The sequence below is a fragment of the Gottfriedia acidiceleris genome (assembly GCF_023115465.1).
Classification (GTDB): Bacteria; Bacillota; Bacilli; order Bacillales; family Bacillaceae_G; genus Gottfriedia; species Gottfriedia acidiceleris_B.
In genome coordinates this window covers 2,382,655-2,406,444 of record NZ_CP096034.1, presented here as the reverse complement: position 1 = coordinate 2,406,444, position 23,790 = coordinate 2,382,655, and the positions used below count along the sequence as shown (strand labels likewise).

The 23,790-nt window shown below is 31.8% G+C and carries 26 protein-coding genes; 19 read left to right on the top strand and 7 right to left on the bottom strand.

Features of this window, described 5'->3' with window-relative positions; translation table 11 throughout:
- Positions 1–3: 3 nt before the first annotated feature.
- The 3 genes from MY490_RS11610 to MY490_RS11600 all read right to left on the bottom strand — a co-directional run bounded on the left by MY490_RS11610 (position 4) and on the right by MY490_RS11600 (position 2,285).
- Positions 4–528 (bottom strand): GNAT family N-acetyltransferase, encoded by a 525-nt coding sequence (locus MY490_RS11610; RefSeq protein WP_248265859.1) that lies wholly within the window; start codon positions 526–528, stop codon positions 4–6.
- A gap of 241 nt (positions 529–769) precedes the next feature.
- Positions 770–1,279, bottom strand: a complete 510-nt coding sequence (locus tag MY490_RS11605) for a GNAT family N-acetyltransferase (RefSeq protein WP_248265858.1) — start codon at positions 1,277–1,279, stop codon at positions 770–772.
- Between the two features lie 22 nt (positions 1,280–1,301).
- The gene (locus tag MY490_RS11600) at positions 1,302–2,285 is read right to left on the bottom strand and encodes a glutathione S-transferase family protein (protein ID WP_248265857.1); all 984 of its coding nucleotides are present in this window, start codon (positions 2,283–2,285) and stop codon (positions 1,302–1,304) included.
- Positions 2,286–2,505: 220 nt separating this feature from the next.
- Between MY490_RS11600 and MY490_RS11595 the strand changes: the two genes are divergently transcribed.
- From MY490_RS11595 to MY490_RS11565, 7 genes are all read left to right on the top strand, one after another.
- Positions 2,506–2,898, top strand: a complete 393-nt coding sequence (locus MY490_RS11595) for a cupredoxin domain-containing protein (protein ID WP_432707003.1) — start codon at positions 2,506–2,508, stop codon at positions 2,896–2,898.
- A gap of 131 nt (positions 2,899–3,029) precedes the next feature.
- Positions 3,030–3,329, top strand: a complete 300-nt coding sequence (locus MY490_RS11590; RefSeq protein WP_248265855.1) for a hypothetical protein — start codon at positions 3,030–3,032, stop codon at positions 3,327–3,329.
- 220 nt (positions 3,330–3,549) lie between these two features.
- Positions 3,550–4,713 carry an MFS transporter gene (locus MY490_RS11585; protein ID WP_248265854.1) on the top strand — a complete coding sequence of 388 codons (1,164 nt, stop codon included), beginning with the start codon at positions 3,550–3,552 and terminating at the stop codon, positions 4,711–4,713.
- 80 nt (positions 4,714–4,793) lie between these two features.
- Complete coding sequence (locus tag MY490_RS11580) at positions 4,794–5,642, top strand: MerR family transcriptional regulator (RefSeq protein WP_248265853.1); 849 nt, start codon at positions 4,794–4,796, stop codon at positions 5,640–5,642.
- Between the two features lie 297 nt (positions 5,643–5,939).
- Positions 5,940–6,311 carry a DUF2089 domain-containing protein gene (locus MY490_RS11575; protein WP_248265852.1) on the top strand — a complete coding sequence of 124 codons (372 nt, stop codon included), beginning with the start codon at positions 5,940–5,942 and terminating at the stop codon, positions 6,309–6,311.
- Positions 6,311–6,697: a hypothetical protein gene (locus MY490_RS11570; RefSeq protein ID WP_098861249.1), complete on the top strand. Its 387-nt coding sequence runs from the start codon at positions 6,311–6,313 to the stop codon at positions 6,695–6,697. Before MY490_RS11575 ends, MY490_RS11570 begins: the two co-directional genes overlap by 1 nt.
- Before the next feature lie 18 nt (positions 6,698–6,715).
- Positions 6,716–6,970, top strand: coding sequence for a hypothetical protein (locus tag MY490_RS11565; RefSeq protein WP_248265851.1), 255 nt, complete (start codon positions 6,716–6,718; stop codon positions 6,968–6,970).
- A gap of 135 nt (positions 6,971–7,105) precedes the next feature.
- Here the strand turns inward: MY490_RS11565 and MY490_RS11560 are convergent, their stop codons facing one another.
- Positions 7,106–8,260, bottom strand: coding sequence for a tyrosine-type recombinase/integrase (locus MY490_RS11560; protein WP_248265850.1), 1,155 nt, complete (start codon positions 8,258–8,260; stop codon positions 7,106–7,108).
- 285 nt (positions 8,261–8,545) lie between these two features.
- Between MY490_RS11560 and MY490_RS11555 the strand changes: the two genes are divergently transcribed.
- The 6 genes from MY490_RS11555 to MY490_RS11530 all read left to right on the top strand — a co-directional run bounded on the left by MY490_RS11555 (position 8,546) and on the right by MY490_RS11530 (position 14,649).
- Positions 8,546–9,553 carry a helix-turn-helix domain-containing protein gene (locus MY490_RS11555; RefSeq protein ID WP_248265849.1) on the top strand — a complete coding sequence of 336 codons (1,008 nt, stop codon included), beginning with the start codon at positions 8,546–8,548 and terminating at the stop codon, positions 9,551–9,553.
- Positions 9,554–9,668: 115 nt separating this feature from the next.
- A complete protein-coding gene (gene ltaE, locus MY490_RS11550) occupies positions 9,669–10,691 on the top strand; it encodes a low-specificity L-threonine aldolase (protein ID WP_248265848.1) in 1,023 nt (340 codons plus the stop codon).
- 445 nt (positions 10,692–11,136) lie between these two features.
- A complete protein-coding gene (locus MY490_RS11545; protein ID WP_248265847.1) occupies positions 11,137–11,616 on the top strand; it encodes a PaaI family thioesterase in 480 nt (159 codons plus the stop codon).
- 180 nt (positions 11,617–11,796) lie between these two features.
- On the top strand, positions 11,797–12,819 hold the full coding sequence (locus MY490_RS11540; protein ID WP_432707002.1) for an ROK family transcriptional regulator: 1,023 nt from the start codon (positions 11,797–11,799) through the stop codon (positions 12,817–12,819).
- An 86-nt stretch (positions 12,820–12,905) separates the two neighbouring features.
- A complete protein-coding gene (locus MY490_RS11535; protein ID WP_248265846.1) occupies positions 12,906–13,286 on the top strand; it encodes a VOC family protein in 381 nt (126 codons plus the stop codon).
- Between the two features lie 124 nt (positions 13,287–13,410).
- Positions 13,411–14,649 carry an MFS transporter gene (locus MY490_RS11530; RefSeq protein ID WP_248265845.1) on the top strand — a complete coding sequence of 413 codons (1,239 nt, stop codon included), beginning with the start codon at positions 13,411–13,413 and terminating at the stop codon, positions 14,647–14,649.
- Positions 14,650–14,860: 211 nt separating this feature from the next.
- Here the strand turns inward: MY490_RS11530 and MY490_RS11525 are convergent, their stop codons facing one another.
- Positions 14,861–15,061, bottom strand: a complete 201-nt coding sequence (locus tag MY490_RS11525; RefSeq protein WP_248265844.1) for a cold-shock protein — start codon at positions 15,059–15,061, stop codon at positions 14,861–14,863.
- A gap of 280 nt (positions 15,062–15,341) precedes the next feature.
- Between MY490_RS11525 and MY490_RS11520 the strand changes: the two genes are divergently transcribed.
- On the top strand, positions 15,342–15,809 hold the full coding sequence (locus MY490_RS11520; RefSeq protein WP_248265843.1) for a CarD family transcriptional regulator: 468 nt from the start codon (positions 15,342–15,344) through the stop codon (positions 15,807–15,809).
- Positions 15,810–16,338: 529 nt separating this feature from the next.
- Here MY490_RS11520 and MY490_RS11515 read toward each other — a convergent pair.
- Positions 16,339–16,539 (bottom strand): cold-shock protein, encoded by a 201-nt coding sequence (locus MY490_RS11515; protein WP_025568372.1) that lies wholly within the window; start codon positions 16,537–16,539, stop codon positions 16,339–16,341.
- 266 nt (positions 16,540–16,805) lie between these two features.
- Here MY490_RS11515 and MY490_RS11510 point away from each other — a divergent pair, with 266 nt between their 5' ends.
- Positions 16,806–17,183 carry a DUF1259 domain-containing protein gene (locus tag MY490_RS11510; RefSeq protein ID WP_248265842.1) on the top strand — a complete coding sequence of 126 codons (378 nt, stop codon included), beginning with the start codon at positions 16,806–16,808 and terminating at the stop codon, positions 17,181–17,183.
- A gap of 258 nt (positions 17,184–17,441) precedes the next feature.
- Here the strand turns inward: MY490_RS11510 and MY490_RS22140 are convergent, their stop codons facing one another.
- Positions 17,442–17,567, bottom strand: a complete 126-nt coding sequence (locus MY490_RS22140) for a hypothetical protein (RefSeq protein WP_282439790.1) — start codon at positions 17,565–17,567, stop codon at positions 17,442–17,444.
- Positions 17,568–17,848: 281 nt separating this feature from the next.
- Between MY490_RS22140 and MY490_RS11505 the strand changes: the two genes are divergently transcribed.
- The 4 genes from MY490_RS11505 (at position 17,849) to MY490_RS11490 (ending at position 23,707) form a co-directional block, all read left to right on the top strand.
- On the top strand, positions 17,849–18,307 hold the full coding sequence (locus MY490_RS11505) for a MarR family winged helix-turn-helix transcriptional regulator (protein ID WP_248265841.1): 459 nt from the start codon (positions 17,849–17,851) through the stop codon (positions 18,305–18,307).
- Positions 18,308–18,322: 15 nt separating this feature from the next.
- Positions 18,323–20,161 carry an ABC transporter ATP-binding protein gene (locus tag MY490_RS11500; RefSeq protein WP_248265840.1) on the top strand — a complete coding sequence of 613 codons (1,839 nt, stop codon included), beginning with the start codon at positions 18,323–18,325 and terminating at the stop codon, positions 20,159–20,161.
- Between the two features lie 179 nt (positions 20,162–20,340).
- Positions 20,341–22,953, top strand: a complete 2,613-nt coding sequence (gene ppsA / locus MY490_RS11495) for a phosphoenolpyruvate synthase (protein WP_248265839.1) — start codon at positions 20,341–20,343, stop codon at positions 22,951–22,953.
- A gap of 136 nt (positions 22,954–23,089) precedes the next feature.
- Positions 23,090–23,707 (top strand): LysE family translocator, encoded by a 618-nt coding sequence (locus MY490_RS11490; RefSeq protein WP_248265838.1) that lies wholly within the window; start codon positions 23,090–23,092, stop codon positions 23,705–23,707.
- Positions 23,708–23,790: the final 83 nt, after the last annotated feature.

Here is a 23,790-nt window from a genome sequence, read left to right as displayed (position 1 = left end):
ACTTCATTTTTTCTTCTTTGTCTTTAGTCGCCAATTATTACATACCATAAATTTACCAATTGGATATTCAAAATTACATTTTTTAATAAACTTGAAATTTAATTTTTCACATATCTTATTAGAAGGAATGTTATTAGTGGAAGGAAAAGCGTGAATATATTTATGCTTCGATTCTTTTTGGGCCTTCTTAATAGCTTTTTTTACTGCAATTGTTGCTATACCTTTACATTGAAATTGATGTAAAATACTCCAACCAATTTCATAAACAAATTTACCATCCCATATGCGGTCCCAATAGCCAACAGTTCCTATTTTTATTCTATATGGAAGCAAAATAATTACAAACATTTGTCCTGTACCTAGTCGACTCATTTCAAGATAATGCTTGTGCCGACTCATAATTTGGTTTAAACTTTCAAGACCACCAAGATATTTCATCATATTATTCGTATTCGATGACAGAAGTAAATTAAGATCTGCTTCGTTCCAAGGCTCGATTAAAATGTTTGATTCATCTATTTTTGACAATTAATACACTCCAAATTTATATTAAAAAGAATCATACTAAGATAGTATTCTGAAGTGAAGACGATATCTCTAATTAAATAACACAAATTAAATAGATGATATTCTTATCACGTAAACTGTTTTATAACAAATATTCATTCAAGTAATAAGAAAATTTTAATAGGGCTGTTTGAAATTGGAAAACTTCGGACAGCCCTTTTACTGTATAAAATTAAATTTACTAAAGAGTAGTAAATAAGGTTTAAATTCTCAGTCGATAAGCTCTGACGATTATCCCATCATTTGCTGGTTCAAAGTCAAACTTTGGTAAACGTTTAAATCCAATTCTTTCATATAAACTTATGGCATTTTTCATAAATTCACCGGTATGTAATCCGATTGCATCGAATCCTTTTACCTTCGTGCGATTAATACATTCTGAAATTAGCGCAGAAGCAATTCCTTGACCGCGGCAGTCTGATTCTACAGCAAGCATTCGGATTTCTGGATAATCAAGTTCGTCTATATAATCTCCATAGGCATTTATTTTGGCTGGGAATAAGGCGACGCTACCGACAACTTTTCCTAAAACCGTGGCAACAATTAATTCTACACCTTCTTGTTCATCAACATTCGATAAGAGGGACTTCTTTAAAGCATTCCAATGTTTATCAGGTAACAAGTTGACGTATTCATAATAAGCGTTAATTCTTTGTTCTCGAATTGACTGAAACATCTCTTTTTCAGCATTACAAATATCTATTTTGACCATTTAAATTGCAACTCCTTATGCCTTAATGAATGAGGAACTTTTCTTTTTGTCCACTTAAATCTTCGCGATTGTGCTTCGAATTCCAAATCGTAAGTTCTGGACCTTTTGGTAAGACTTTTGGTTCTTCTTTATCGGGTGAAATGGTAATTGATAAATGGTAATGTCGTTTAATCGCATCAAAATCAGTTGTATCCCCAAACCCTGGTGTTTGATATAAATCTCGTACATAGCCCCATAAGTTTTTATACTCGCGTATTAAATTTCGATTCGTATTAAAAGCTGTAAAGTAAGCAGCATCAAACCGAACAAGTGTTGTATATAACCTTACATCAGTATCAGTAATTTTATCACCAAATAAAAAACGTTGTTTGGATAATCGCTTTTCCAACTCATCTAATCTATTAAATAAAGTTTCATAAGCATCTTCATAAGCGTTCTGAGATTGTGCAAAACCACATTTGTATACACCATTGTTTACATCAGTAAATATGATTCCATTTAGCGCATCAATTTCTTGTCGGATGGAAACTGGGTATAAATCTGGTGCGTTCCTTTTATGGTACGGCTTCCAAACTGTTTCGAAATAATTTGTTTGCCTAAAATAGTCATTATTGACAACATTACCCGAGCTAATATCGATAATTGCAGGTACTGTTGGGCGTCCTGAATAGTTTTGATCTGATTTATGATAGATTTCACTCAAATAGCGAACGCCTAATATTGGATCAACTCGTCCTGTATCCAAAGAAAATTCCCAATCCACATGAGGCAATCTTGGACGCATTGGACTGACGGTTCCTAAACTGATTGCATTTTCTAAGCCTAAAACTTTTCGTACAATAACAGAACGATGGGCCCATGGACAAGCAGCTGACCAAATGAGACAATATCGACATGCTTCAACAGGAAGTTCTCCTGGTTTATTTCCAAATGGTGTAGAAAAATGATTTAATTGACGTCTAAAGAAACCATCAACTGTTACTTCAGTTGGTTTAGTTTTATTCATACTTAAACTTCCTTTCTCACTACTTTGGATAATATTTTTTTGATTAGAATTTGAAGGTGAACATAGAAGTAATTGCAATACTCTATTATACTCTTAAAATTCAGAAAATATATTTTAAAAGCTGTTTTCTGTATGAGAACAGTTTTTTTATTTCGATCAAATAAAAAATCGTGATAATATTCCATCAAATGGAAAAGAATATTGCATAGGAAAGGAGGGAATGCGAGTGTTAATAAAAAATAGGCTATCAGGGCTAATTGTTTTTTTGGTAACGATTGTGTTAATGGCAACAGCAGGTAATTTCAAAGCTTTTGCTGAATCTGAGGTTTCAGATGCAAATAATCGAGCACAAACAATCGTAGTAGAGTTAAATGATGATTATTTTAACCCGAAAAACATTACGATTCCAAATGGTACAAAAACAACTTTATTATTAAAAAATAAAGGGAGTAAACCACATACTTTTACTGTGAAAATGCTCAACATTGATGTAGAAGTTCAACCAAGAACTGAAAAAACCATTTCAGTGTTACCAAAACAAGCTAATACATATGATCTTACATGTAAGTACCATTTCAATGTAGGTATGGTAGGGAAAGTAATCGTAAAATAGAGTCAAGGCCATTTGGCCTTGACTTTATTTATGTATTGATAAAGAAATGCCATCTGAATTTCTAACTTAAAAGGTATTTCGTTACTTTTTAACAAAATCTTCTCATACAATTAAAATGAGGAGGGATATGGATGGAGAACATCGATTTTCATATACTTCAATGGTTTTTTGGTAGTACACCGATTCTTGGTTTAGCTTTAATGATGTTTATTGCTTCATCACTTGGGAAACGCCTCACTATCCCAATTATTACAGTTATCGTAACATCATGCTTGTGGTATATTTGGAAAACGTTACCAAACGACATTTGGCATCGCATGGGACCAGACGACAATGTTGGGCTATACCCACATATAACCTTCGCTCTAATCCTTGGTTTTGTCACATCGAGCATTCTCGGAATGTTTCAAAAAACTCGTCACGTTAAATAAGATTACCATTAGATTTATGAACATTTTAAAGGCTATCAATCATTTTAGATAGACTGTCCGAATAACTATGAGCTTCTCTAAAAAGAGGCTCTTTTTATATTTCAATGAATTGAAAGAGAATTCAAATAAAGAATCAAAAATGATAAAAAAACAATTGACTCTCCCCTCGGAGGAGGCTTTACATTATGTTTTGTAGAGTTTTATAAGGAGTTGAGTTAAGATGAAAAAACAAAACATAATGTTATTTTTAGTATTAATGAATTTATTCATTATTTTTTTAGGAATTGGGTTAGTTATTCCAGTTACACCTTCAATTATGAATGAGTTAAATATATCTGGTACAATTGTGGGCTATATGGTAGCTGCATTTGCTATTACACAATTATTTTTTTCACCAATTGCAGGTCGCTGGGTAGACCAGTTCGGACGTAAAAAAATGATTATTACTGGATTATTAATTTTTAGTATCTCAGAGTTTTTATTCGGAATGGGTAAAACGATTGAGGTTCTATTTATATCACGTATGCTAGGCGGAATAAGTGCGGCATTTATTATGCCAGCTGTAACAGCATTTATAGCAGATGTTACAACCGTGGATACAAGAGCAAAAGCACTCGGCTATATGTCGGCTGCTATTTCAACAGGTTTTATTGTTGGTCCAGGTGTTGGAGGTATTTTAGCAGAATTTGGCCAACGCATACCATTTTTCTCTGCAGCAGGATTGGCGATTTTCGCAGGCGTTTTATCGATTACTGTCCTTCCTGAGCCAGAACGAAATCAAGACAGTATTGAAGAAAAAGGACAAAAACCAGGATTTAAACGTATTTTCGCTCCGATGTATTTTATTTCGTTCATGGTTATTTTGATCTCACAATTTGGTTTGTCAGCTTTTGAATCATTATTTTCATTGTTCACAAATCATAAATTTGGTTTTACACCCAAAGACATAGCAATCATGATTACTGGTGGTGGGATTGTTGGTGCGATTGCTCAAATAGCATTATTTGATCGATTAACAAAATGGATGGGAGAAATTCGATTAATTCGATCTAGTTTAATCCTGTCTACAATTCTAGTGTTTATGATGACAATTGTTAACTCATATTTTATGATTTTACTAGTGACGATTACAGTATTTCTAGGCTTTGATTTAATGCGTCCAGCTGTTACAACCTATTTATCTAAGATTGCAGGTAATGAACAAGGCTTTGTAGGTGGGATGAACTCAATGTTTACTAGTTTTGGGAATGTAATAGGACCAATAATAGGTGGAATCCTATTCGATCTAGACTTAAACTATCCATTTTATTTTGCAACAGTCTTATTAGCAAGTGGTGTTGGTTTAACAATTGCTTGGAAAATGCCAGTATATCGAACAGCATAATAATTCAAAAAAGCGTATTCTATATTTACGAATAAAGATTATGCTTCTTTTGCTAAAATAAGATTGTGGAGGTGATTAAAGTGAAGGAAAAACTTTATACAATAGGAGAGGTATCCAAGTTAGTTAATATTTCGATTAAAGCACTCCGATATTATGATAAAATCAACTTATTTAAACCAGCTTATGTCGATCCAGATACGAATTATCGATATTACAAAGACTCACAAATTCATCTTCTCGATTTAATCAAATCACTCAAATATATTGGTACTCCATTAGAAGAGATGAAAGAAGTACAGGGACTACAGAGAGATGAATTTTTCTCCTTTTTAACAGAACAAGAAAAAATTGTAAGAGAAAAAATAGCTTCATTAATCGAAATTGAAAAAATCATCGCAAACGCAAAAAAGGGTTTACAAAAACAAAAGGATTATCCACAATTTGGTGAAGTGTTTTTTTCGTATGAAGAAGAAATGCAAATCATTCAGACGAAAGCTAATGGGATTGACCCGAAAAATATTTTAAATGCTTCATACAGTAAATTAAAGAAATTTGCTGCATCTACAGAGGGTTTTAGGAACAATGGTTATGGAGCTATTGTGCCATATAAGTCCTATACACATGTTAGTGAAGTAACATATCAATATTTATTTACACCCGTTTTAACAAAAAAACAAACTAAACTACTATTACCGGATACCGAGCTTTCAATCATCCCCGAAGGAAAATACATATGCATTACATATAAAAGCGTATCATCTGATGATTATTTTACAAATTTAAAAAGACTTATTAACTATATAGACAAACATCAAATAACGATTAAAAGCGATATATATGAGTCGTTAATTCATACTAATTATTCTCCGAATCAAAAAGAAGAATTTTTGATTGAAATGAGAGTATTGGTCGATGATGACAGAGAATAAACAGACAAAAAATATGATTTTTAAAGCTCATAGAAGATTTTAGAAAGACTCCTTTAGGGTCTTTTTTTACTTTTATGATTCAAAAATAAAATTATTTAATATACAAATTAAATTATTGAATAAAAAGGTAAATAATTATATAAAAATTAAACTTTTGCGTTTGGTAAATTAAATTTCTTAATATAAATATTTAATAATTTAATAAAACTATAAATATTTATAAATAATTTTAAATTTTTGTTTAAAAAATTAAATATATAGTGTATGATATGATTAAATAAAAGAAAGGAGAACAGTATGTCGTATCCTTTACTCACTAATTGTCCTGTTTGCAGCAGGGCACTTAAAATTACTAAGCTACATTGTAACCATTGTCAGACAACGATTGAAAATGAATTTGAAGTATCAAGATTAGCGGCTCTTGGCCAAGAACAACTTCATTTTATTGAGATTTTTCTTAAATGTCGTGGAAATATCAAAGAGGTCGAAAAGGAACTAGGAATTTCTTATCCGACCGTCAGAGGAAAATTAGATGAAATCATCTCAAATCTTGGCTATTCCACTCAAAAGAAACCAGAAATAGATAAATCAAAAATTGTAACATTATTGGAAAAAGGCGAAATAACTGCAGAGAAAGCCATTCAATTATTAAAAGAGGGGGACTTATAATGAAAGACGAGATTTCAAGAATCCTAACGTTGATGGAAGAAGGAAAAATTGATAAGGATAAGGCAAGTGAATTAATTAATATTTTACAAGATAAAGATCAGCCAGAACGCGTATCTTTAAAAAAAGAACCATATGGAAATAAAATATTAAAAATTCGTGTGAACTCTGAAGTAGGAGATAATGTTAATGTTAATGTACCGATTAATCTTGTAAAAGCTGTTTTAAAAGTAGGTACAAATATTGCTGAAAAAATTCCTGAAGCAGAAAAATATGTAAAAGATATTAACGTTGATCTGCTAATCGAAGCAATCGAAAACGAAATGGTCGGACAAATCGTTGACATCACATCATCTAACGGCGATAAAGTTTTTGTTGTAATCGAGTAGAGTATGATAAAGGTCAAGTTGAAAATAGAAGGTAAGCGATTCTCCATACCCGTTCCTTATGCATTTTTAAATTTAGCTAGTTTGATCATCACATCTAAATTTCTTAATCGGTTAATAAATAAAGCTATTAAAAAAAATGGCAGTCAATTCAATTTCCCTGAAATTGATAGAAAAGATTTGAAGCCATTACTACAGGGGCTTCCAAAAAACAGTGGACTAATCCTTGTTGATACGAAATTAAAAGATGGAACAGAGGTAATTGTAAAGCTTTAAAGTTGATTCTTTTTGACACGAATTATTATTTTCCTACTTTCTAAATTGTTTCACGTAAGTTTTTTATAATAATATTATGTAAACAAAAGAAAAGTATAAAAAGAAACCCCTTTTATAAAAATGGGGTTTTTCTTATTAATAATTTTCATCATCCCAAACATTACTTGCATTTTGAGTTCGATTCATCATTTTTGCTAAATAAAGTTCAGTCGTTTGAATACTTTCATGACCTAAACTTCGGCTAACTTGATAAATGCTCGCACCTTTTTCAATTGAACGACATGCATAATGATGTCGAAAAAAGTGAGGACTAATATTATTCGATCGATTATGTTCTTTTACAAAAGGTAACTCTGAATCTTTTATGATTTCTATTACATATTTTGATAAATATTTAAACGAGTAATGTTGATTCAGTTTATTTGGAAAGAATGGACTTGAATCTGTTTTTGAAATGAGATTTGATAGACCACGTCGACTCCTTAGTTTACATAAATCTACGAATACATGATTTAATAATTTAACTTCACGTTTTTTATTTCCTTTTCCAACAATTTCTAACCAATAGCCGTTTGAATCCTTTGTAACTTTACCCCAATTTGCCTCTGCTAGTTCCCGAATTCGCATACCAGTTGTAGCTAGTAATTTGATTATAGTCGTTTTTAAAATATTTCCATTATAAAAATTCAATAATGCTTTAACTTCACTTTCTTCTAAATCGCGATTTGGTAAATCATCCTTTGTAATTTTGGCATTCAATATTCGAGTATATAAAGGTACTTGAACATAATGACTATCAAATAAAAACTTGAAAAAGCTTTTTAATATGACAAGTTTTCTTGAAAGAGTTGTAACACGATATTGTTGCTTGTTGGAACCATATTGATAAGTAGATAGCCATTGTTGATATGAATCGATATGTCTTTGTTTTAAATTTTTAAAAAATGAAGTCTCTATATAAGATTCTACATCCTGACGCAAAAATTCTTCACTCTTCATCAAATATCGAAAAAACTGCATTAACTCTCGTATGTATTCCATCTTTGTACTATCTTTTCGTTGTTTCGATTTTTGAATATCTTTTCTTTGATGAACAAAGTAGTAGATCATATCTAAATCGGTAAAATCTTCATAGATCATACGATGATTTTTTTCATTTTCAAACTTTGTTTGTAGAAGAATAGGAAAGTATGTTTCATCTATTAAATACTCAATAATGTTGGATTCATTTAGATTCGTACTTGGTAAATTTACTGAATTTGTAATAAGTAGGTTTGATTTTACTAACATACTACTCACCTCATTCTCTATTATACATAAATCAATCTATTTATAGTATTAATTCGAATACTTTTTCCATTTAAAAAATTAACTTGTATTTTTTATAAATATTAAAACTCATAAAATGATTTAGGTAGAAAAATACACTATTATTCTACTTTAAAAAAAGTACGTATAATTTATTATTTATAAATTAATCGATTCAATTGTATCTATTTAATTACTTTTTAATCATTTGTTGGAAATAATTATGATATAATCAGTCTATAAAAAAACGAAAAAGGAAGAATTCAAATGTTAGAACAAGATCAAAAAACGAAAGAGATTGTTACAACAAATGAGGCTGTAGAGCTGTTAGGTGTTTCGAAACAAACGATTTACAATTATGTAAAGGCTGGGAAACTGAATCTCGCTTATGAAGATTGGCAAATCGATGGGATAATGAGGTTTTACCTAGAGGATCTTAATCATTTAAAGTCCCAAACAGTAAAACCGGTAGGACTAACTGTTCTTGAAACAGCTAATATATTAGGAGTATCAAAAGGAGCAGTCCACCAATATATAAAAGCTGGGAAAATTAACGCAAGTAAAGTAAATTTTAAAGGTAGACTAACTGTATTTATTCCAGAAGAAGAAATTGAAAATCTAAAATTCTCACAAAAAAATGCATTAAGAAAAAAATCTTTTTTTACAAAGGACTTAGGATTTTACTTATTTGGACTATATGAAATTCCCAACTCGAACGAAAAAGCCCGAATTATCGAGCTTAATGAGTCATCTGAAATCGTAGCAAAAACGAATATGGGTGAACTTTTAAATAAAGAAGAACTAACAAACCGTGGTTTTAGAAAAGCTTATGAAATGAAAAAAGCCAGTCATAGTACGAAAAGAGGCATAATTTCTTTTCAATTTCCAATTCCTCAGTCAATTAGTGCCCCGATTTTTGGCATTATCGATTCTTTTTATAAACACATTGGACATCAAAATATGAATCTTTATATAGAGGACAACTCTATTAAGGTCGAAATAAAACCAATTAAATTACCATATCTTGATGCTCAAATTGAACAAGATTTTGAAATTTTACAAAACTGTTTAATTGATGGTAAGCTTTCTACTAGACCAGATTTTATTGTGTTTACGAGTAATCAAGAACAACTAACTATTTTTGTGAAAGATTCAATAAAAGAAAAGATTAAACAAATTGCACTAGATCATCATACTGGAATTGAGGATATTACTGAAAAGCTTTTACTTATGGGTTTAAAGGAATTTGAAAAAAATAACTCATTTAATGACTAAATTTACCCGCCAATTTCCGACAATGAGGTGGGTACTTGTATTAGAAATCAAATATCGATGCGTCTATTAAACTAGTTTAGATAATTCTGAAAATAGTAAAAAAGGGGAATAAAAAATGAAGTTTATCGATTTAAGAAGTGACACTGTAACAACTCCTACAGATGAAATGAGACAAGCTATGTTTTTAGCCGAAGTCGGCGATGATGTTTATGGGGATGATCCAACTGTACAAAAATTAGAAACTCTAGCTGCTTCTATGGTTGGAAAAGAAGCTGCTTTATTTGTACCAAGTGGAACATTTGGTAACCAGCTGGCATTGTTTACACATTGTGATCGTGGTACTGAAGTCATTCTTGGAGAAGATTGTCATATATTCGAACATGAAGTAGGAGCTGCTTCAATTATTGCAGGAGTTCACTTAAGAACTTTACAAACAAATCATGGAAAAATGGATATTAACCGAATTAAACATTCTATCCGACCTGATGACATCCATTATCCAGAAACTTCATTAATTTGTTTAGAAAATGCCTATTCAAATGGATCTGTAGTTGATATCGACTATATGAAGCAAGTTTATAGCATAGCAAAAGAGGCAAATATTCCTGTGCACTTAGATGGCGCAAGAATTTTTAATGCTGCTACTTATTTAAAAACGGACGTTAAAGAATTATCTCAATATAGTGACTCAATAATGTTTTGCTTATCAAAAGGACTTTGTGCACCTGTAGGCTCAATACTTGCTGGAAGTAAAGAATTTATTGAAAAAGCAAAAAAGAAACGTAAATTACTAGGTGGAGGCTGGAGACAATCTGGATTTTTAGCATCCGCTGGAATAATCGCATTAGAAAAAATGACAATGCGTTTACACGAAGATCATGAAAATGCTCAATATTTAGCCAATAAACTAAGTGAAATCCCAGGAATTAATGTTGATACATCTCAACTTCATATCAATTTAGTATTCTTCCAAATGACAAATATGAGAAGAAGTCCTGAAGAAATTGAACGAATTTTTAAAGAGAATGGAATCATCACTTTTGCGCCAGAAGAAGACAGCATAATGCGTTTTGCTACACATTATTGGATTACAAAAAATGATATTGATAAAGTAATTGATGTGATGAAAACAATATAAATTTTGGATGTCAAATAAAAAAAAGAGGAATTTTCCTCTTTTTTATTTGGGGACTTTGTGTAATAGTATTCTTTTTTTGTATTAAATGTTTTGTCTTGGGTGAAAAAAGTGATGAACTTAATGAATTAGATAATGAATTTTATACTAATTTGAACTATGAAGATACATATGAAAAAATAATAAAATTATTCAACTAATTATCCAAAAAATGATAAAACAATAAGAGGTTGTTTCGCCAGTAATTCTACTTGTGTAGTTAATTTTTAGTTAATTGTAAACTTGAAAAATATTACTTTACTTTAAAAGTATAGTTAATATTAACGGAATTATCAGGAAACTATTGTGGATTAGAAAGTCCTTGTATATATTTAAAGTACAATATGATTGAACGATTGTTCATATTATGATGAATTTTTATTTAAAAACTTATTAAGGAGGATGAATGATGGAAGAAGTAATTGAAAAAGCAATTCAAGATATCTACCCAGAAGATTTCGCTTGGTGTTATGGATGTGGTCGATTAAATAAAGATGGTCATCATCTTCGCACTGGTTGGCAAGGTGATAAAACGGTAACGATCTTTACACCTGAATCAAAGTACATGGGAATTCCAGGTTTTATTTATGGCGGATTAATCGCTTCGTTAATTGATTGTCATGGGACAGGTTCTGCTTCACTTGCTTTACACCGTAAAAATGGGAACGAGATAGGAGATGGCTCAGTACCACCTAGATTTGTAACCGCTTCGCTCAATGTGGAATATCTTAAACCAACCCCACAAGATATCCCACTAAAAGCAATTGGTACAGTTGAAGAAATCCATCCGAAAAAATGGCAAGTTCATACAGAATTATTCGCAAATGATGTTCTTTGTGCTCGTGGAGAGGTAGTTCTTGTTGTAATGCCCAGTACATTCTTAAAATAATGCTTTGTTAAAGTTTATGAGTAGCTTTTTGCTACTCTTATTTTTTTCGTACTACTGAAAAATCAAAATCTATAAATCTTAAACTATTCGATTTCATTTGTTTTAATAAAGAGTATATGGTAAATTAAGGTCATTAACTTATTAAATACGTTTAATAAGTTTTTTAAGGCGGTGAATTTAGTGAATGAATTTTTAGCAACTCCAAGCACGATGAAGAAAATGGTGCTTCGTGGTATTCGTACAACACTTTTAAAGCTAGGAAGTGCAACTAAAGTTGAATTAAGTGAAAGGCTAGAAATTAGTTTTCCGACAATTAGTAAGTTTTTAACAAATATGGAAAAAGAAGGTGAAGTTCTTTTAGTTGGATTAGATAACTCAAGTGGTGGAAGAAGGGCAAAAAGATATTCTTACAATCCTGAACATATGTTAGGATTAGTAGTATTTTTAGAAAAAACGGAAACGAACTATAAAATTTTTAATTGTGTAGGTGAAATAAAGGAACAAGGAAAAGTGCCCAGTGCATTAATAGATAATAGTTTACATTTCTTAACGAAAACCCTAGAAAATATAATAAGTAAATATCCAAAAATCAGTTCAATGTCGATTGGAGTACCAGCAGCGGTTGATAATGGGAAAATGTTTTATATACCAGGATATGAGCAGTTTCAAAACATTAATTTAAAAGAATATTATGAAGAACATTTTTCGATCCCTGTCATAGTTGAGAACGATATGAATGCAGCTGTTTTAGGTTTTCATAATAATAGAGAGATAAAAGATAAACAATCTCTAGTTTATTTGTATTCAGGACAAAACGGTCCAGGTGCAGGAATTATGGTAAACGGTGATGTTGTTAGAGGTAGTACTTTTTTCTCAGGCGAGGTTTCATTTGTACCTCAGTATGATAAAAGAAATTTTGGGCAGGCATTAGTTAATGGAAAAGAGCTTAAAAACCTAGTCATATGTGAGGATTATGAAATTGATGCAATCAGTAGGCTAGTGGCTTCATTTGTAGCGATTATTAACCCTCATATCATCATTTTTTGTAAGGATGAAGTTGAAAACGTAATATTAGATAAAATTCGAATGGCTAGCTCAAATTATGTTCCGTCTGAACATCTTCCTGTACTTACGACGAGTGATTGGAAACAAGATTACTTAGTTGGATTACAAAGTCTTTGTCTTAAACTTATGATTGATTGAATATTGAAAAGATAGTCATTTAGGGTGGTGATCCTCATTTCATACTAAAATTTTAGAAAAAAATAATATTGGAGAGTGATAAATTAATGAAAATTGAACATGTTGCTATATGGGTTAAGGATTTGGAAGGAATGAGGGAGTTTTACGAAACTTTTTTTAATTGTAAGTCAAACAATAAATATCATAATAGTGAAAAGAAATTTGAATCTTATTTTCTTACTTTTGAATCTGGTGCACGTTTAGAGATTATGCGTAAAGAGGGTATTGTTATGACGAATCCTGATGATCAAATTGGTTGGGCTCATATTGCAATCTCCTTAGGAAGTGAAGAAGCCGTCAATCAGATGAGTGCCAAATTTAAAATTAGAGGTTATTCCCCTATTAATGGTCCTCGTATGACTGGTGATGGGTACTATGAGAGTGTTATTAAAGATCCTGAAGGGAATCTTATTGAGTTGACTGTATAATATATTAAAGATTTTAAATTAGTATTTGATTCGGCACTTTTTAAATATGTTTAATAAGTATTTCTTTTCTATACTTTTTAAACGCGTTTAAAAAGTTTTTAATTTAATAACTAGGAGGTTAAGGATGGATACTTCATTAAATAGCCGCCAAATACAATTATGGCGGGTCGCAATTTATTTCATTTTTGCACTGACTGGATTTGCATTCGCATCATGGGTATCTCGCACGCCTGCAATTAGGGATGCTCTTGGTTCTACAACAGCAGAGATGGGTGTAATCATATTTGGGCTTTCCGTAGGATCGATAATCGGATTGACAAGTGCTAGTATTCTTATTGCTCAAAAGGGTGGACGTTTTGTCATGTTTTTTGGTCTGCTAGTAGTTTCTTTCGGACTCTTAATTGTTGGAATCAGTGGTTCATGGCTGCCAAATAGTATGATAGTATTTTTAGGACTTTTCGTTTTTGGTTTTGGGCAAGGAATATGCGATGTAGCGATGAATGTAGAAGGAACCGTAGTTGAGAAAGCTGCTCAAAAGTCGCTCTTAACCGGTTTTCATGCTGCTTTCAGCTTGGGTACGCTTCTTGGCGCATTAGTTGGTTCAGCAATGACTAAGTCGGGTATCTCTGTACCTATTCACTTGACACTGACAGTCTTGATGATCGTTCTAACTGTTTTGTATTTATACCGTTTCATACCTGCTGACACTGGTAAAGAAGTTGCTAGTGACTCTGTTAAAGTATACAGAACGAAGGAATATATGGCTGTTTGGAAAGAGAGGCGTACAGTAATGATTGGAATTATTGTACTTGGAATGGCTTTCGTTGAAGGTTCTGCTAATGACTGGCTACCACTTATTATGGTTGATGGCTACAATGTTACGCCAGCTATGGGTTCTATTGCATATGGCATTTTTGTCGGTTCAATGACTTTTGGACGTGCAATAGGTGATAAAATATTAGACCGTTTTGGTCGAGTTATCGTTTTGCGTGCATCAGCACTATTGGCTTTTGTTGGACTGATTATTGTTATAATGAGCAGTAGTTTCGAGGTAGCAACGATCGGTATTGTTTTTTGGGGACTTGGGGCAGCATTTGGTTTCCCAGTTGGACTGTCCGCTGCAGGTGACAATCCTCATAGAGTAGCTGCAAGAGTAAGTGCAGTATCGACGGCTGGTTACCTTGCATTTCTAGTAGGACCACCATTTTTAGGAATTATTGGTGAACATGTAGGGTTACTACGTGCTCTGATTTTTGTACTTATTGCCGTAACGATTTCTGGATTGCTTTCAAAAGCTGCGAAACCGATTGGGAAACAAAATAATTTGGAAATAGACTCGAATGTATCTAATTCCCTTAAATAGTAACATAATAACGAAAAGAGGATAATTGCTAAGAGTATTCTTTTTGAATAAAATTTGTATATCTATTTTTTATAGGCTATAATACTTTAAACCATTTCTTTACCTGATCTCCACGTTTATAAAACCCCCTAATCAATGAATAGGGGGTTTTTATTTTTATTTTTTTAGATAAAAAAAGTCAGATTCTACAAATAGAATCGGACTTTTTTAATTATGCTTTTTTAACGTTAGTAGCTTGTGGTCCGCGTTGTCCTTGTTCTACACCAAAAGTAACTGCTTGACCTTCATCTAATGATTTGAATCCTTCAGATTGAATTGCTGAGAAGTGAACGAATACATCATCACCATTTTCACGCTCGATGAATCCAAAACCTTTTTCTGCATTAAACCATTTTACTTTACCATGTTCCATTATTGTTTCCTCCTAGTGCGCATTACACACATTGATATAATTTAATAGTAACATTAAAAGTAAAGATAAGCAAATTTTCTTAAATAGTAATGCAATACTTATTTTTTATGATCAATTTTAACTTAAGAATTAGTCATTAATGATAAAATTAAAAACACTAACTAAAAAATTCATTTACTTATTGACATGGAATATTTATTACTGATAAAATATTTATTTTGACAAAAAAATAATAAGTGTTATGCTTAGATAGGTTAGTAATTAAATGGAGGTGTAGATTATGTTTGAAGTTGGTGATAACATTTTTTATCCGATGCAAGGAGCAGGTATAATCGAATCTATTCAAGAAAAAGAAGTACAAGGTGAGATAAAACAGTATTTTATTATAAGATTACTAATTAATAAGATGGAATTAATGATTCCAATTACAAAAATGAGTAATTCAAGAATTCGAATGGTCGTTGATTCAAATACACTCGACAATATATTAAAAAATTTTCATTATGGAGAATCTGATCGTTCTCTCTCATACAAACAAAGATTTAAACTAAATACTGAGAAAATGAGAACAGGTAATATTGAAGAAGGCGCAGAAGTAGTACGTGATTTAATGCGTATAGATAAAGAAAAATCACTTAATTCAAGTGAAAAACAAATGTTAGGTAACGCTAGTAAAATTTTTATAAGCGAACTAGAGTTAGTTAAAGGAATAAATGAAATTCAAGCCAAAGAACTATTATTTGGGTAAAAATTTTTCAAATCACTTACATTAATGAAGTTATAAAATTTCAAGTTTTCAAATCGTGTATGAAAAGAATCCCCATATATAAGGCATTAGGCCCGTTCCATCTATGATATTGTTCCTCCTTTTAAATTCCATTAATAAAATAATGTTGCTAATTTAAAAATAAACCATTATTTAAGTTTAAGAACTGAAATTGAGTTCTTTTTCATCTTCAATTTGTTCAACGACGAAAAAGCAGCCAATTTATTTGAATGTGATGCATATCTAAATATTCCGCTTAAAAAGAGTGAATCATTTAACTTAGTGCACTCCTTTTAATCCATCTAGGTCCTTAGCTTATTCTTCAATCATATATGTATCATTTTCCAAGTTATTTCAATTAAATTCCAAATTATTTATAGGATTAATAAAAAGCTATCAAGTGAATGTTGTATAATCATTTTTTATAGGCTATAATACTTTAAACCATTTCTTTACCCGAACTCCACGTTAAAAAACCCCCTATTCAATGAATAGAGGGTTTTTATTTTTATTATGCTTTTTTAACGTTAGTAGCTTGTGGTCCGCGTTGTCCTTGTTCTACATCAAAAGTAACTGCTTGACCTTCATCTAATGATTTGAATCCTTCAGATTGAATTGCTGAGAAGTGAACGAATACATCATCACCATTTTCACGCTCGATGAATCCAAAACCTTTTTCTGCATTAAACCATTTTACTTTACCATGTTCCATTTTTGTTTCCTCCTTATGTGCTTGAACACATTTAATGTTTATATAATAACAATTTAAAATAAGATAATCAAATTGTCTTGCTAAAAAAATAGGTCTTTTCACATATTAAATTGGAAATTAAAGGATTTTCCTTATTTTTAATTAGAAATTATTGGATGGTAGAAGCTATTTACGATGATAATTTAAGGATTAACATAGGCACTCGCCCTTCATTTTCTTCATAAGATACTGAGTAAAATATAAAGAGAATGAAGTGAGTGATGAATATGTCAGAATGTCAAAGGCTTGCGGATATGATCGGGGAGGAAGTCGTTCAAGCTACACCTGTATACGTAATTATGCGTCTTCGTGATATTAATGCGACTATTTTAGGTCGTAGGACTCGTTCTCCATTAGCACTTCCTTTCATGTTATCTTTTGAAGATAATAGTTTAAACCTTGGCGAATCTGTTGTACGTCAGAAAGAGATTAACCCATTAATGACAGCATTACGAAAAAGAGGAATTATCGTGACAGCAGTTCATAACCATTGGCTGTTTGATAAACCACGTTTAATGTATATGCAATGGGAGAATGTTAATTTGGATCCAGCTGAATTTACAAGAGGTAGTTTTGAAGCAGCAAAAGAAGCAGGTCTTTTTTAAGAATACATACTTTAAATTGAGTGACTAAAATTATATAGTGGATGTAATCATTAAATGAAATTAAAAAAGCAAATGGACAGTTCATCACTGATCCGTTTGCTTTTTTTAATTTAGTTCAATTTTTTCAACAACTACGTCATGTAATTTGTTTAGGGAGTACTGCGAGCATCGGATAATATTCCGTAGACATAATCCCACCAATCACGGCTGGATCTTCTTCGATAAGTTTTGGGACTTTCGCTGCATTTTCAACTTCAATTATCGCAATTCAATTCCATGAGGTGAAGAAAGATTTCGAACCGATCCAAACACTAGAGCAATTCCCTGGTTTTGTTTTTTTGTCCAATAAGCAATATGTTTTTCCCATAATATTCTGTTCTTCATCTGTCATGTCCTGTTGAAAAATTGTTATTGGGGGAATAGATTTTAGCATAAAGTGCATCTTTACTGAATCATTAATTGGAGTGTTATCTACTATCCCTAATTTCCATTCATTCATTCTGATCATGATAAACCAAATTACTGAATAATTTAAGAAATGCAGTAGAAAATATCCTATTGTCTTTTTTATTAATAATTTTTAATTGTACAATTGAGCAATAAAGTTTTATTATTAGTTTACTAAGTGAACCGTTTATAAAGTAAACTAATGTGAGGGGTAAATGATGCCAGATTTTCAACAAGCAATTGATTTAACAAATTCGTTTGTTTCAATTGCGCGCCAACTAAAAAGAATAAACTTACAAACTGCAACTAAACTTGGAATAACCTTCCAACAGTTAATTATCCTCAATTCAATTCGCAATAATGAAGGGCTATCACAAAAAGAACTAACTGAACGAATTAGAACTGCTAAAAGCAGAGTAAGTCTTAGTATTGATGAGTTGGAGAAGAAAAATTATGTAAAAAGAGAAACGTCAGCTATTGATCGCCGAGAAACTCAATTATTTTTAACGTCCGAGGGTGAAGAATTATGTCAACGCTATCGCGAAGAATCAGAAGCGTATAAGAGTTTGGCAAATTCACTGGAACAATTTTCAGAGGATGAGCTTAATATACTTATAGACATGCAAAAAAAAATTTTAACTGATTTATCAAATGAACAAACTAATTGTTCGAAATAAGGAGGACGTTTAATTATGTCAGGATGGGGTGGTGGACCTCCGATGGGTCCCCATGGTTTTGGGCGAATGAAATTTGATGAAAACGCACAAAAACCAAATATATCAAAAGCAATACTATTTAGAATTGCAAAATATTTTATTCCATATTGGAAACAAACAACACTTATTGTGCTTATTTTATTAGTTACCTCGGTATTAGGCATTTTACCGCCTATCATCATTCAACGTATTGTTGATACTGCCTTACCAAATAAAGATTTAAGTCTACTAATCTATCTAGTACTTGCCTCACTTAGTACTACGATTATTTCAGGGTTATTGGGTGTATGGCAAAATTATTTAAATGCTTATGTTTCTCAAAAAATTATTTATGATATGAGAAACCAAATGTATCTTCATTTACAACAAATGCCACTGCAATTCTTTTCAAATGTAAAGCAAGGTGAAGTGATCACTCGAATGACGAGTGATATTTCAGGTGTTAAAGCTGTGTTTGATAATACGATTGTGAGTTTTGCTAATAATTTATTCATTCTAATTTCTACAGCCGCCACTTTGTTAATAGTGAATTGGAGGCTTGGAATACTAGGATTAATCATTGTACCATTATTTATTTTACCGACTCGTAAAATGGGGAATGTTCGTTGGAGTATTGCAAAACAGACACAGGAAAAAACAAGTGAGCAAAATCATATTATACAAGAAACATTAAATATTAGTGGTTATTTATTAATGAAGCTTTTTACAAAGGAACAACGGGAATTTAAAAATTTTGATGACATTAATGTACTGGCTACTAATCTTAAAATAAAGGAATCTATGGCAGGTCGCTGGTTTATGATGATTTTATCAACCTTTACTAGCATCGGCCCAATGCTCATTTATTTATATGGTGGATATTTATTTATTCACGATCAGATTACAGTTGGGGCTATTATTAGCTTTGTTGCTTTACTTGGGCGCTTATACGGACCAGTTGGACAATTAACAAATCTTTATGTCAATATTACAAGTTCAATCGCGTTATTTGAACGTATTTTTGAATATTTCGATATGAAATTAACAATTAAAGATCGTGATGATGCGACTGAAATGAATGTTACTCATTTAGATATTGAATTTAACGATGTATCATTTTCTTATCAAAAAGATAAAACAGCTTTGCACAATATTTCCTTTATTGCCCCATCCGGTACAATGACTGCATTAGTTGGACCTAGTGGCGCTGGTAAAACAACCATTACTAATTTAATTCCTCGTTTGTATGATTATACTTCAGGCACAATTAAAATTGGCGGTCGTGATATTAGAGAATTTACACTAGAATCATTACGGTCTCATATTGGACTTGTTACACAGGATAGCTACTTATTTAATGGAACGATAAAAGAAAATTTACTATATGCAAGTCCTGATGCATCAGATGAAGAAGTTACGAATGCTTGTAAGGCTGCATATATTCATGATTTTATAATGGATTTACCAAATGGTTATGAGACAATTGTAGGTAATCGAGGTATCAAACTTTCAGGTGGCGAAAAACAAAGAATTTCAATCGCTCGTGTATTATTAAAAAATCCTGAAATCATTATTCTTGATGAAGCAACTTCTTCATTAGATACTTTATCTGAGTTTTATATTCAAAGTGCAATACAAGGTTTATTAAAAAATAAAACGTCCATTGTTATTGCTCACCGACTTTCAACCATTATGGCCGCGGATCACATCATTGTGTTAAAGGATGGTCAAATAGTTGAAGAAGGCAAAAATGAAGAGTTGTTAATGCAAAATGGATTATACAAAGAATTATATAATAAACAATTTGGAAGAAAAGCAACAGCATCAATAGAATAGAAAAAAGCACAGATTAATGTCTGTGCTTTTTTTATTATATATAAGTATATTCATTTGCTAATTTTTGACGAACTTTTCCTACTTTAATTATACCATAAAAAAAATGGCCAAAATAGACTTTATCTTCTTATTTTCTACTGATAAAATCAATAGACATTAAAAGATAGGAGAGATGTGGAATGAATTCTTTAGTTCTCGATTTCCAGGAGATAGATAAAAACCAAATTTTACTCGTTGGCGGTAAAGGGTTAAATTTAGGCGAATTATCAAAAATTCCAGATATAAAAGTACCAGAAGGATTTTGTATTACAACAGTGGGGTTTCAAAAAGCCATCGAACATAACGAATCATATCATGCTTTGTTGAATCAACTAAATATGCTAAATGTAAAAGATCGAGATCAAATTAGTGAGATTAGCAAGAGGATTCGAAACATTATATTGGAAGTAGCGATCCCTACCGATGTTGTGAATGCAGTTTCTACCTATCTCTCCAAATTCGGTGAGGAACTTGCATACGCTGTGCGATCTAGTGCAACTGCTGAAGATTTGCCACATGCCTCTTTTGCTGGCCAACAAGACACCTATTTAAATATTATCGGTAAGGAAAATATCTTACAACATATCAGTAAATGTTGGGCTTCTTTATTTACAGATCGCGCAGTAATCTACCGTATGCAAAATGAATTTGACCAAAAGCAAGTTTATCTATCTGTTGTTATTCAAAAAATGGTTTTCCCACAGGCTTCAGGGATATTATTTACTGCTGATCCCATTACTTCTAATCGTAAGATAGTATCCATTGATGCAAGCTTTGGACTTGGAGAAGCACTAGTCTCTGGCTTAGTATCGGCTGATTGTTATAAGGTACAAAATAATAAAATCGTTGATAAGAGAATCACAACAAAAAAATTGGCTATTTATGGTCTGAAAGAAGGCGGCACTGAGTCACAGCAGATTGATCCACAAAAACAAATCACTCAAACACTTACTGATCAACAAATTTTACAACTAGCACAAATTGGTAGACAAATAGAAGATTATTTCAGATGTCCACAAGATATCGAATGGTGTTTAGTAGAAGGTATATTTTATATTGTTCAAAGTCGTCCAATCACAACTCTATATCCAATTCCTGAAGTGGATGATCAAGAAGATCATGTCTATCTGTCTGTCGGACATCAACAAATGATGACCGATCCAATTAAACCATTGGGATTGTCGTTTTGGATGTTAACGTCTAGAGCACCTATGCGTAAAGCTGGAGGTAGATTATTTGTAGATATCTCTCAACATCTTGCTTCACCAGACAGAAGAAAAATGTTTATAGAAGCCATTGGAAAATCTGATCCGCTCTTAAAAGACGCTCTATTAAAGATTGTAGGGCGAGAGGATTTTATCGAATCATCTCCTGCTAATCAAGCGCCGAACCCAACTAGAAATGATCAAGCACAATCGTCGTCGAGTTTTAAAGCACTAATTGAAAACGATCCAACAATTGTATCTGATTTGATTAAGAAAAATGAAGCATCAATCGAAGAATTAAAACAAAACATACAAAAGAAATCAGGATCAGATTTAATGGATTTTATTTCAGAAGATCTTCAGAAATTACGGGAGTTATTATTTGACCCGCGAAGTTCGGCAGTTTTTATGTCTGCTATGAATGCGACAGAATGGATTAATGAAAAAATAAATGAATGGTTAGATGAGAAGAATGTAGGAGATACGATTTCTCAATCTGTACCGAATAATATTACTTCAGAAATGGGTCTAGCACTAATGGATGTTGCCGATGTAATTCGTCCTTATCCAGAAGTAATCAATTATTTGCAACATGTAGAAGATGATAACTTTTTGGATGAATTGATTAAATTTGAAGGTGGACAGGAAACAAAATATGCAATTGATGATTATCTGAGAAAATATGGAATGCGTTGTACTGGTGAAATTGATCTAACTAGAACACGTTGGAGCGAAAAACCAACTATACTCGTATCAATGATTCTTAGTAACATTAAAAACTTTAAGCCGCATGAAAGTAGACGAAAATTTGAACAAGGGCTAGAAAAAGCATTGCAAAAAGAAAAAGAGCTTGTAGAACAATTGTTGCAATTACCGGATGGTAAACAAAAAGCAGAAGAAATAAAGGAAGTTATTAGTCTAATCAGGAATTTCATTGGATATCGTGAATATCCAAAATATGGAATGATTAGTCGCTATTTTGTGTATAAGCTAGCTTTATTGAAAGAAGCTGAACAACTCGTTAAAACGAATGTCATTTCTGAAATAGAAGATATATTTTATCTTACATTTGAAGAACTTTACGAAGTCGTTCGCACAAGTAAACTAGATTATCAAATCATTAATAAACGAAAAAACGAGTACAAATTATATACTAAACTAACACCTCCACGAGTTATAACATCTGATGGTGAAATCATTGTAGGTGAATACAAACGGGAAGATCTTCCACCTGAAGCGATTGTAGGTTTAGCTGTTTCTTCAGGTGTAATCGAGGGAAGAGCACGTGTTATCTTAAATATGGAAGATGCAAACCTAGAAGAGGGTGACATATTAGTTACTTCATTTACTGACCCAAGCTGGACACCATTGTTTGTTGCAATAAAAGGACTGGTCACTGAAGTTGGTGGACTAATGACACACGGAGCGGTCATCGCACGAGAATATGGCTTACCAGCAGTGGTAGGTGTAGAGAATGCTACCAAACTGATAAAAGATGGGCAAAGAATTCGTGTTAATGGAACAGAAGGATATATTGAAATATTATAATTGTTGAATACAAAAGCCGATTTCCAAATGAGAAAATCGGCTTATTTTTTTTTGAAATAAATGACAATTAAGGCAATTACTGCAAAATTATGTTGTATAATATTCTAAAAATACATAACGAGAGGAGATGATGATCATGTTTTCATTTATTTTAGTTGTATTAATGCTATTTTTAATACCAGGTCCGGCTGTACTTTTAACATTATCCCAAACAATGAAAGGTGGGAAATGGAATGGTATCTTAACAGGTATTGGGATTGCTGTCGGTGATTTAATTCATACATGTGCATCCGTATTTGGACTTTCTGCAATTTTAATGACATCTGCATTTGCTTTTGAAATCGTCAAATATTTAGGTGCGGCTTATTTATTTTATTTAGGAATCACTGCAATCATAAAAAAGTCGAAAAACAGTAAAAATTCAACAGAACAAAAAGAAGTAAATAGTAAACTTTCTTTTCGTCAAGCAGTGCTAATAGAAGTATTAAACCCTAAAACTGCACTATTTTTCTTAGCCTTTTTACCTCAATTTGTTCAACATAATGGACATCCGGTATTCATTCAACTTTTAACTCTTGGTTTGACATTTGTATTACTTAGTATTTTATACACAACTTTACTAGTGCTTTTATCAAGTGTAATCGGTAAAAAAATCTTTAGTAAAAAAACAAAAGGACCAAAATGGATGGGGAAAGCGATTGGGTTAGTCTATATTGGGTTAGGTTTGAGAGTTGCTCTTCAAACACAATCATAAAAGTTTAATAATGTTCATTAAACAAGGAGGCCGACTGGCATCCTTTTTCTTTTACATGAAATAATAGATAAAAAAGTAAAAAA

What these genes read in the sequence shown, in the direction of transcription:
- MY490_RS11605 (WP_248265858.1), bottom strand. Translation starts at nt 1,279, where the DNA reads ATGGTCAAAATAGATATTTGTAATGCTGAAAAAGAGATGTTTCAGTCA.
- MY490_RS11600 (WP_248265857.1), bottom strand. Translation starts at nt 2,285, where the DNA reads ATGAATAAAACTAAACCAACTGAAGTAACAGTTGATGGTTTCTTTAGA.
- MY490_RS11595 (WP_432707003.1), top strand. Translation starts at nt 2,506, where the DNA reads ATGCGAGTGTTAATAAAAAATAGGCTATCAGGGCTAATTGTTTTTTTG.
- MY490_RS11590 (WP_248265855.1), top strand. Translation starts at nt 3,030, where the DNA reads ATGGAGAACATCGATTTTCATATACTTCAATGGTTTTTTGGTAGTACA.
- MY490_RS11585 (WP_248265854.1), top strand. Translation starts at nt 3,550, where the DNA reads ATGAAAAAACAAAACATAATGTTATTTTTAGTATTAATGAATTTATTC.
- MY490_RS11575 (WP_248265852.1), top strand. Translation starts at nt 5,940, where the DNA reads ATGTCGTATCCTTTACTCACTAATTGTCCTGTTTGCAGCAGGGCACTT.
- MY490_RS11570 (WP_098861249.1), top strand. Translation starts at nt 6,311, where the DNA reads ATGAAAGACGAGATTTCAAGAATCCTAACGTTGATGGAAGAAGGAAAA.
- MY490_RS11560 (WP_248265850.1), bottom strand. Translation starts at nt 8,260, where the DNA reads ATGTTAGTAAAATCAAACCTACTTATTACAAATTCAGTAAATTTACCA.
- MY490_RS11555 (WP_248265849.1), top strand. Translation starts at nt 8,546, where the DNA reads ATGTTAGAACAAGATCAAAAAACGAAAGAGATTGTTACAACAAATGAG.
- ltaE (WP_248265848.1), top strand. Translation starts at nt 9,669, where the DNA reads ATGAAGTTTATCGATTTAAGAAGTGACACTGTAACAACTCCTACAGAT.
- MY490_RS11545 (WP_248265847.1), top strand. Translation starts at nt 11,137, where the DNA reads ATGGAAGAAGTAATTGAAAAAGCAATTCAAGATATCTACCCAGAAGAT.
- MY490_RS11535 (WP_248265846.1), top strand. Translation starts at nt 12,906, where the DNA reads ATGAAAATTGAACATGTTGCTATATGGGTTAAGGATTTGGAAGGAATG.
- MY490_RS11530 (WP_248265845.1), top strand. Translation starts at nt 13,411, where the DNA reads ATGGATACTTCATTAAATAGCCGCCAAATACAATTATGGCGGGTCGCA.
- MY490_RS11525 (WP_248265844.1), bottom strand. Translation starts at nt 15,061, where the DNA reads ATGGAACATGGTAAAGTAAAATGGTTTAATGCAGAAAAAGGTTTTGGA.
- MY490_RS11520 (WP_248265843.1), top strand. Translation starts at nt 15,342, where the DNA reads ATGTTTGAAGTTGGTGATAACATTTTTTATCCGATGCAAGGAGCAGGT.
- MY490_RS11515 (WP_025568372.1), bottom strand. Translation starts at nt 16,539, where the DNA reads ATGGAACATGGTAAAGTAAAATGGTTTAATGCAGAAAAAGGTTTTGGA.
- MY490_RS11510 (WP_248265842.1), top strand. Translation starts at nt 16,806, where the DNA reads ATGTCAGAATGTCAAAGGCTTGCGGATATGATCGGGGAGGAAGTCGTT.
- MY490_RS22140 (WP_282439790.1), bottom strand. Translation starts at nt 17,567, where the DNA reads ATGAAGAACAGAATATTATGGGAAAAACATATTGCTTATTGGACAAAA.
- MY490_RS11505 (WP_248265841.1), top strand. Translation starts at nt 17,849, where the DNA reads ATGCCAGATTTTCAACAAGCAATTGATTTAACAAATTCGTTTGTTTCA.
- MY490_RS11500 (WP_248265840.1), top strand. Translation starts at nt 18,323, where the DNA reads ATGTCAGGATGGGGTGGTGGACCTCCGATGGGTCCCCATGGTTTTGGG.
- ppsA (WP_248265839.1), top strand. Translation starts at nt 20,341, where the DNA reads ATGAATTCTTTAGTTCTCGATTTCCAGGAGATAGATAAAAACCAAATT.
- MY490_RS11490 (WP_248265838.1), top strand. Translation starts at nt 23,090, where the DNA reads ATGTTTTCATTTATTTTAGTTGTATTAATGCTATTTTTAATACCAGGT.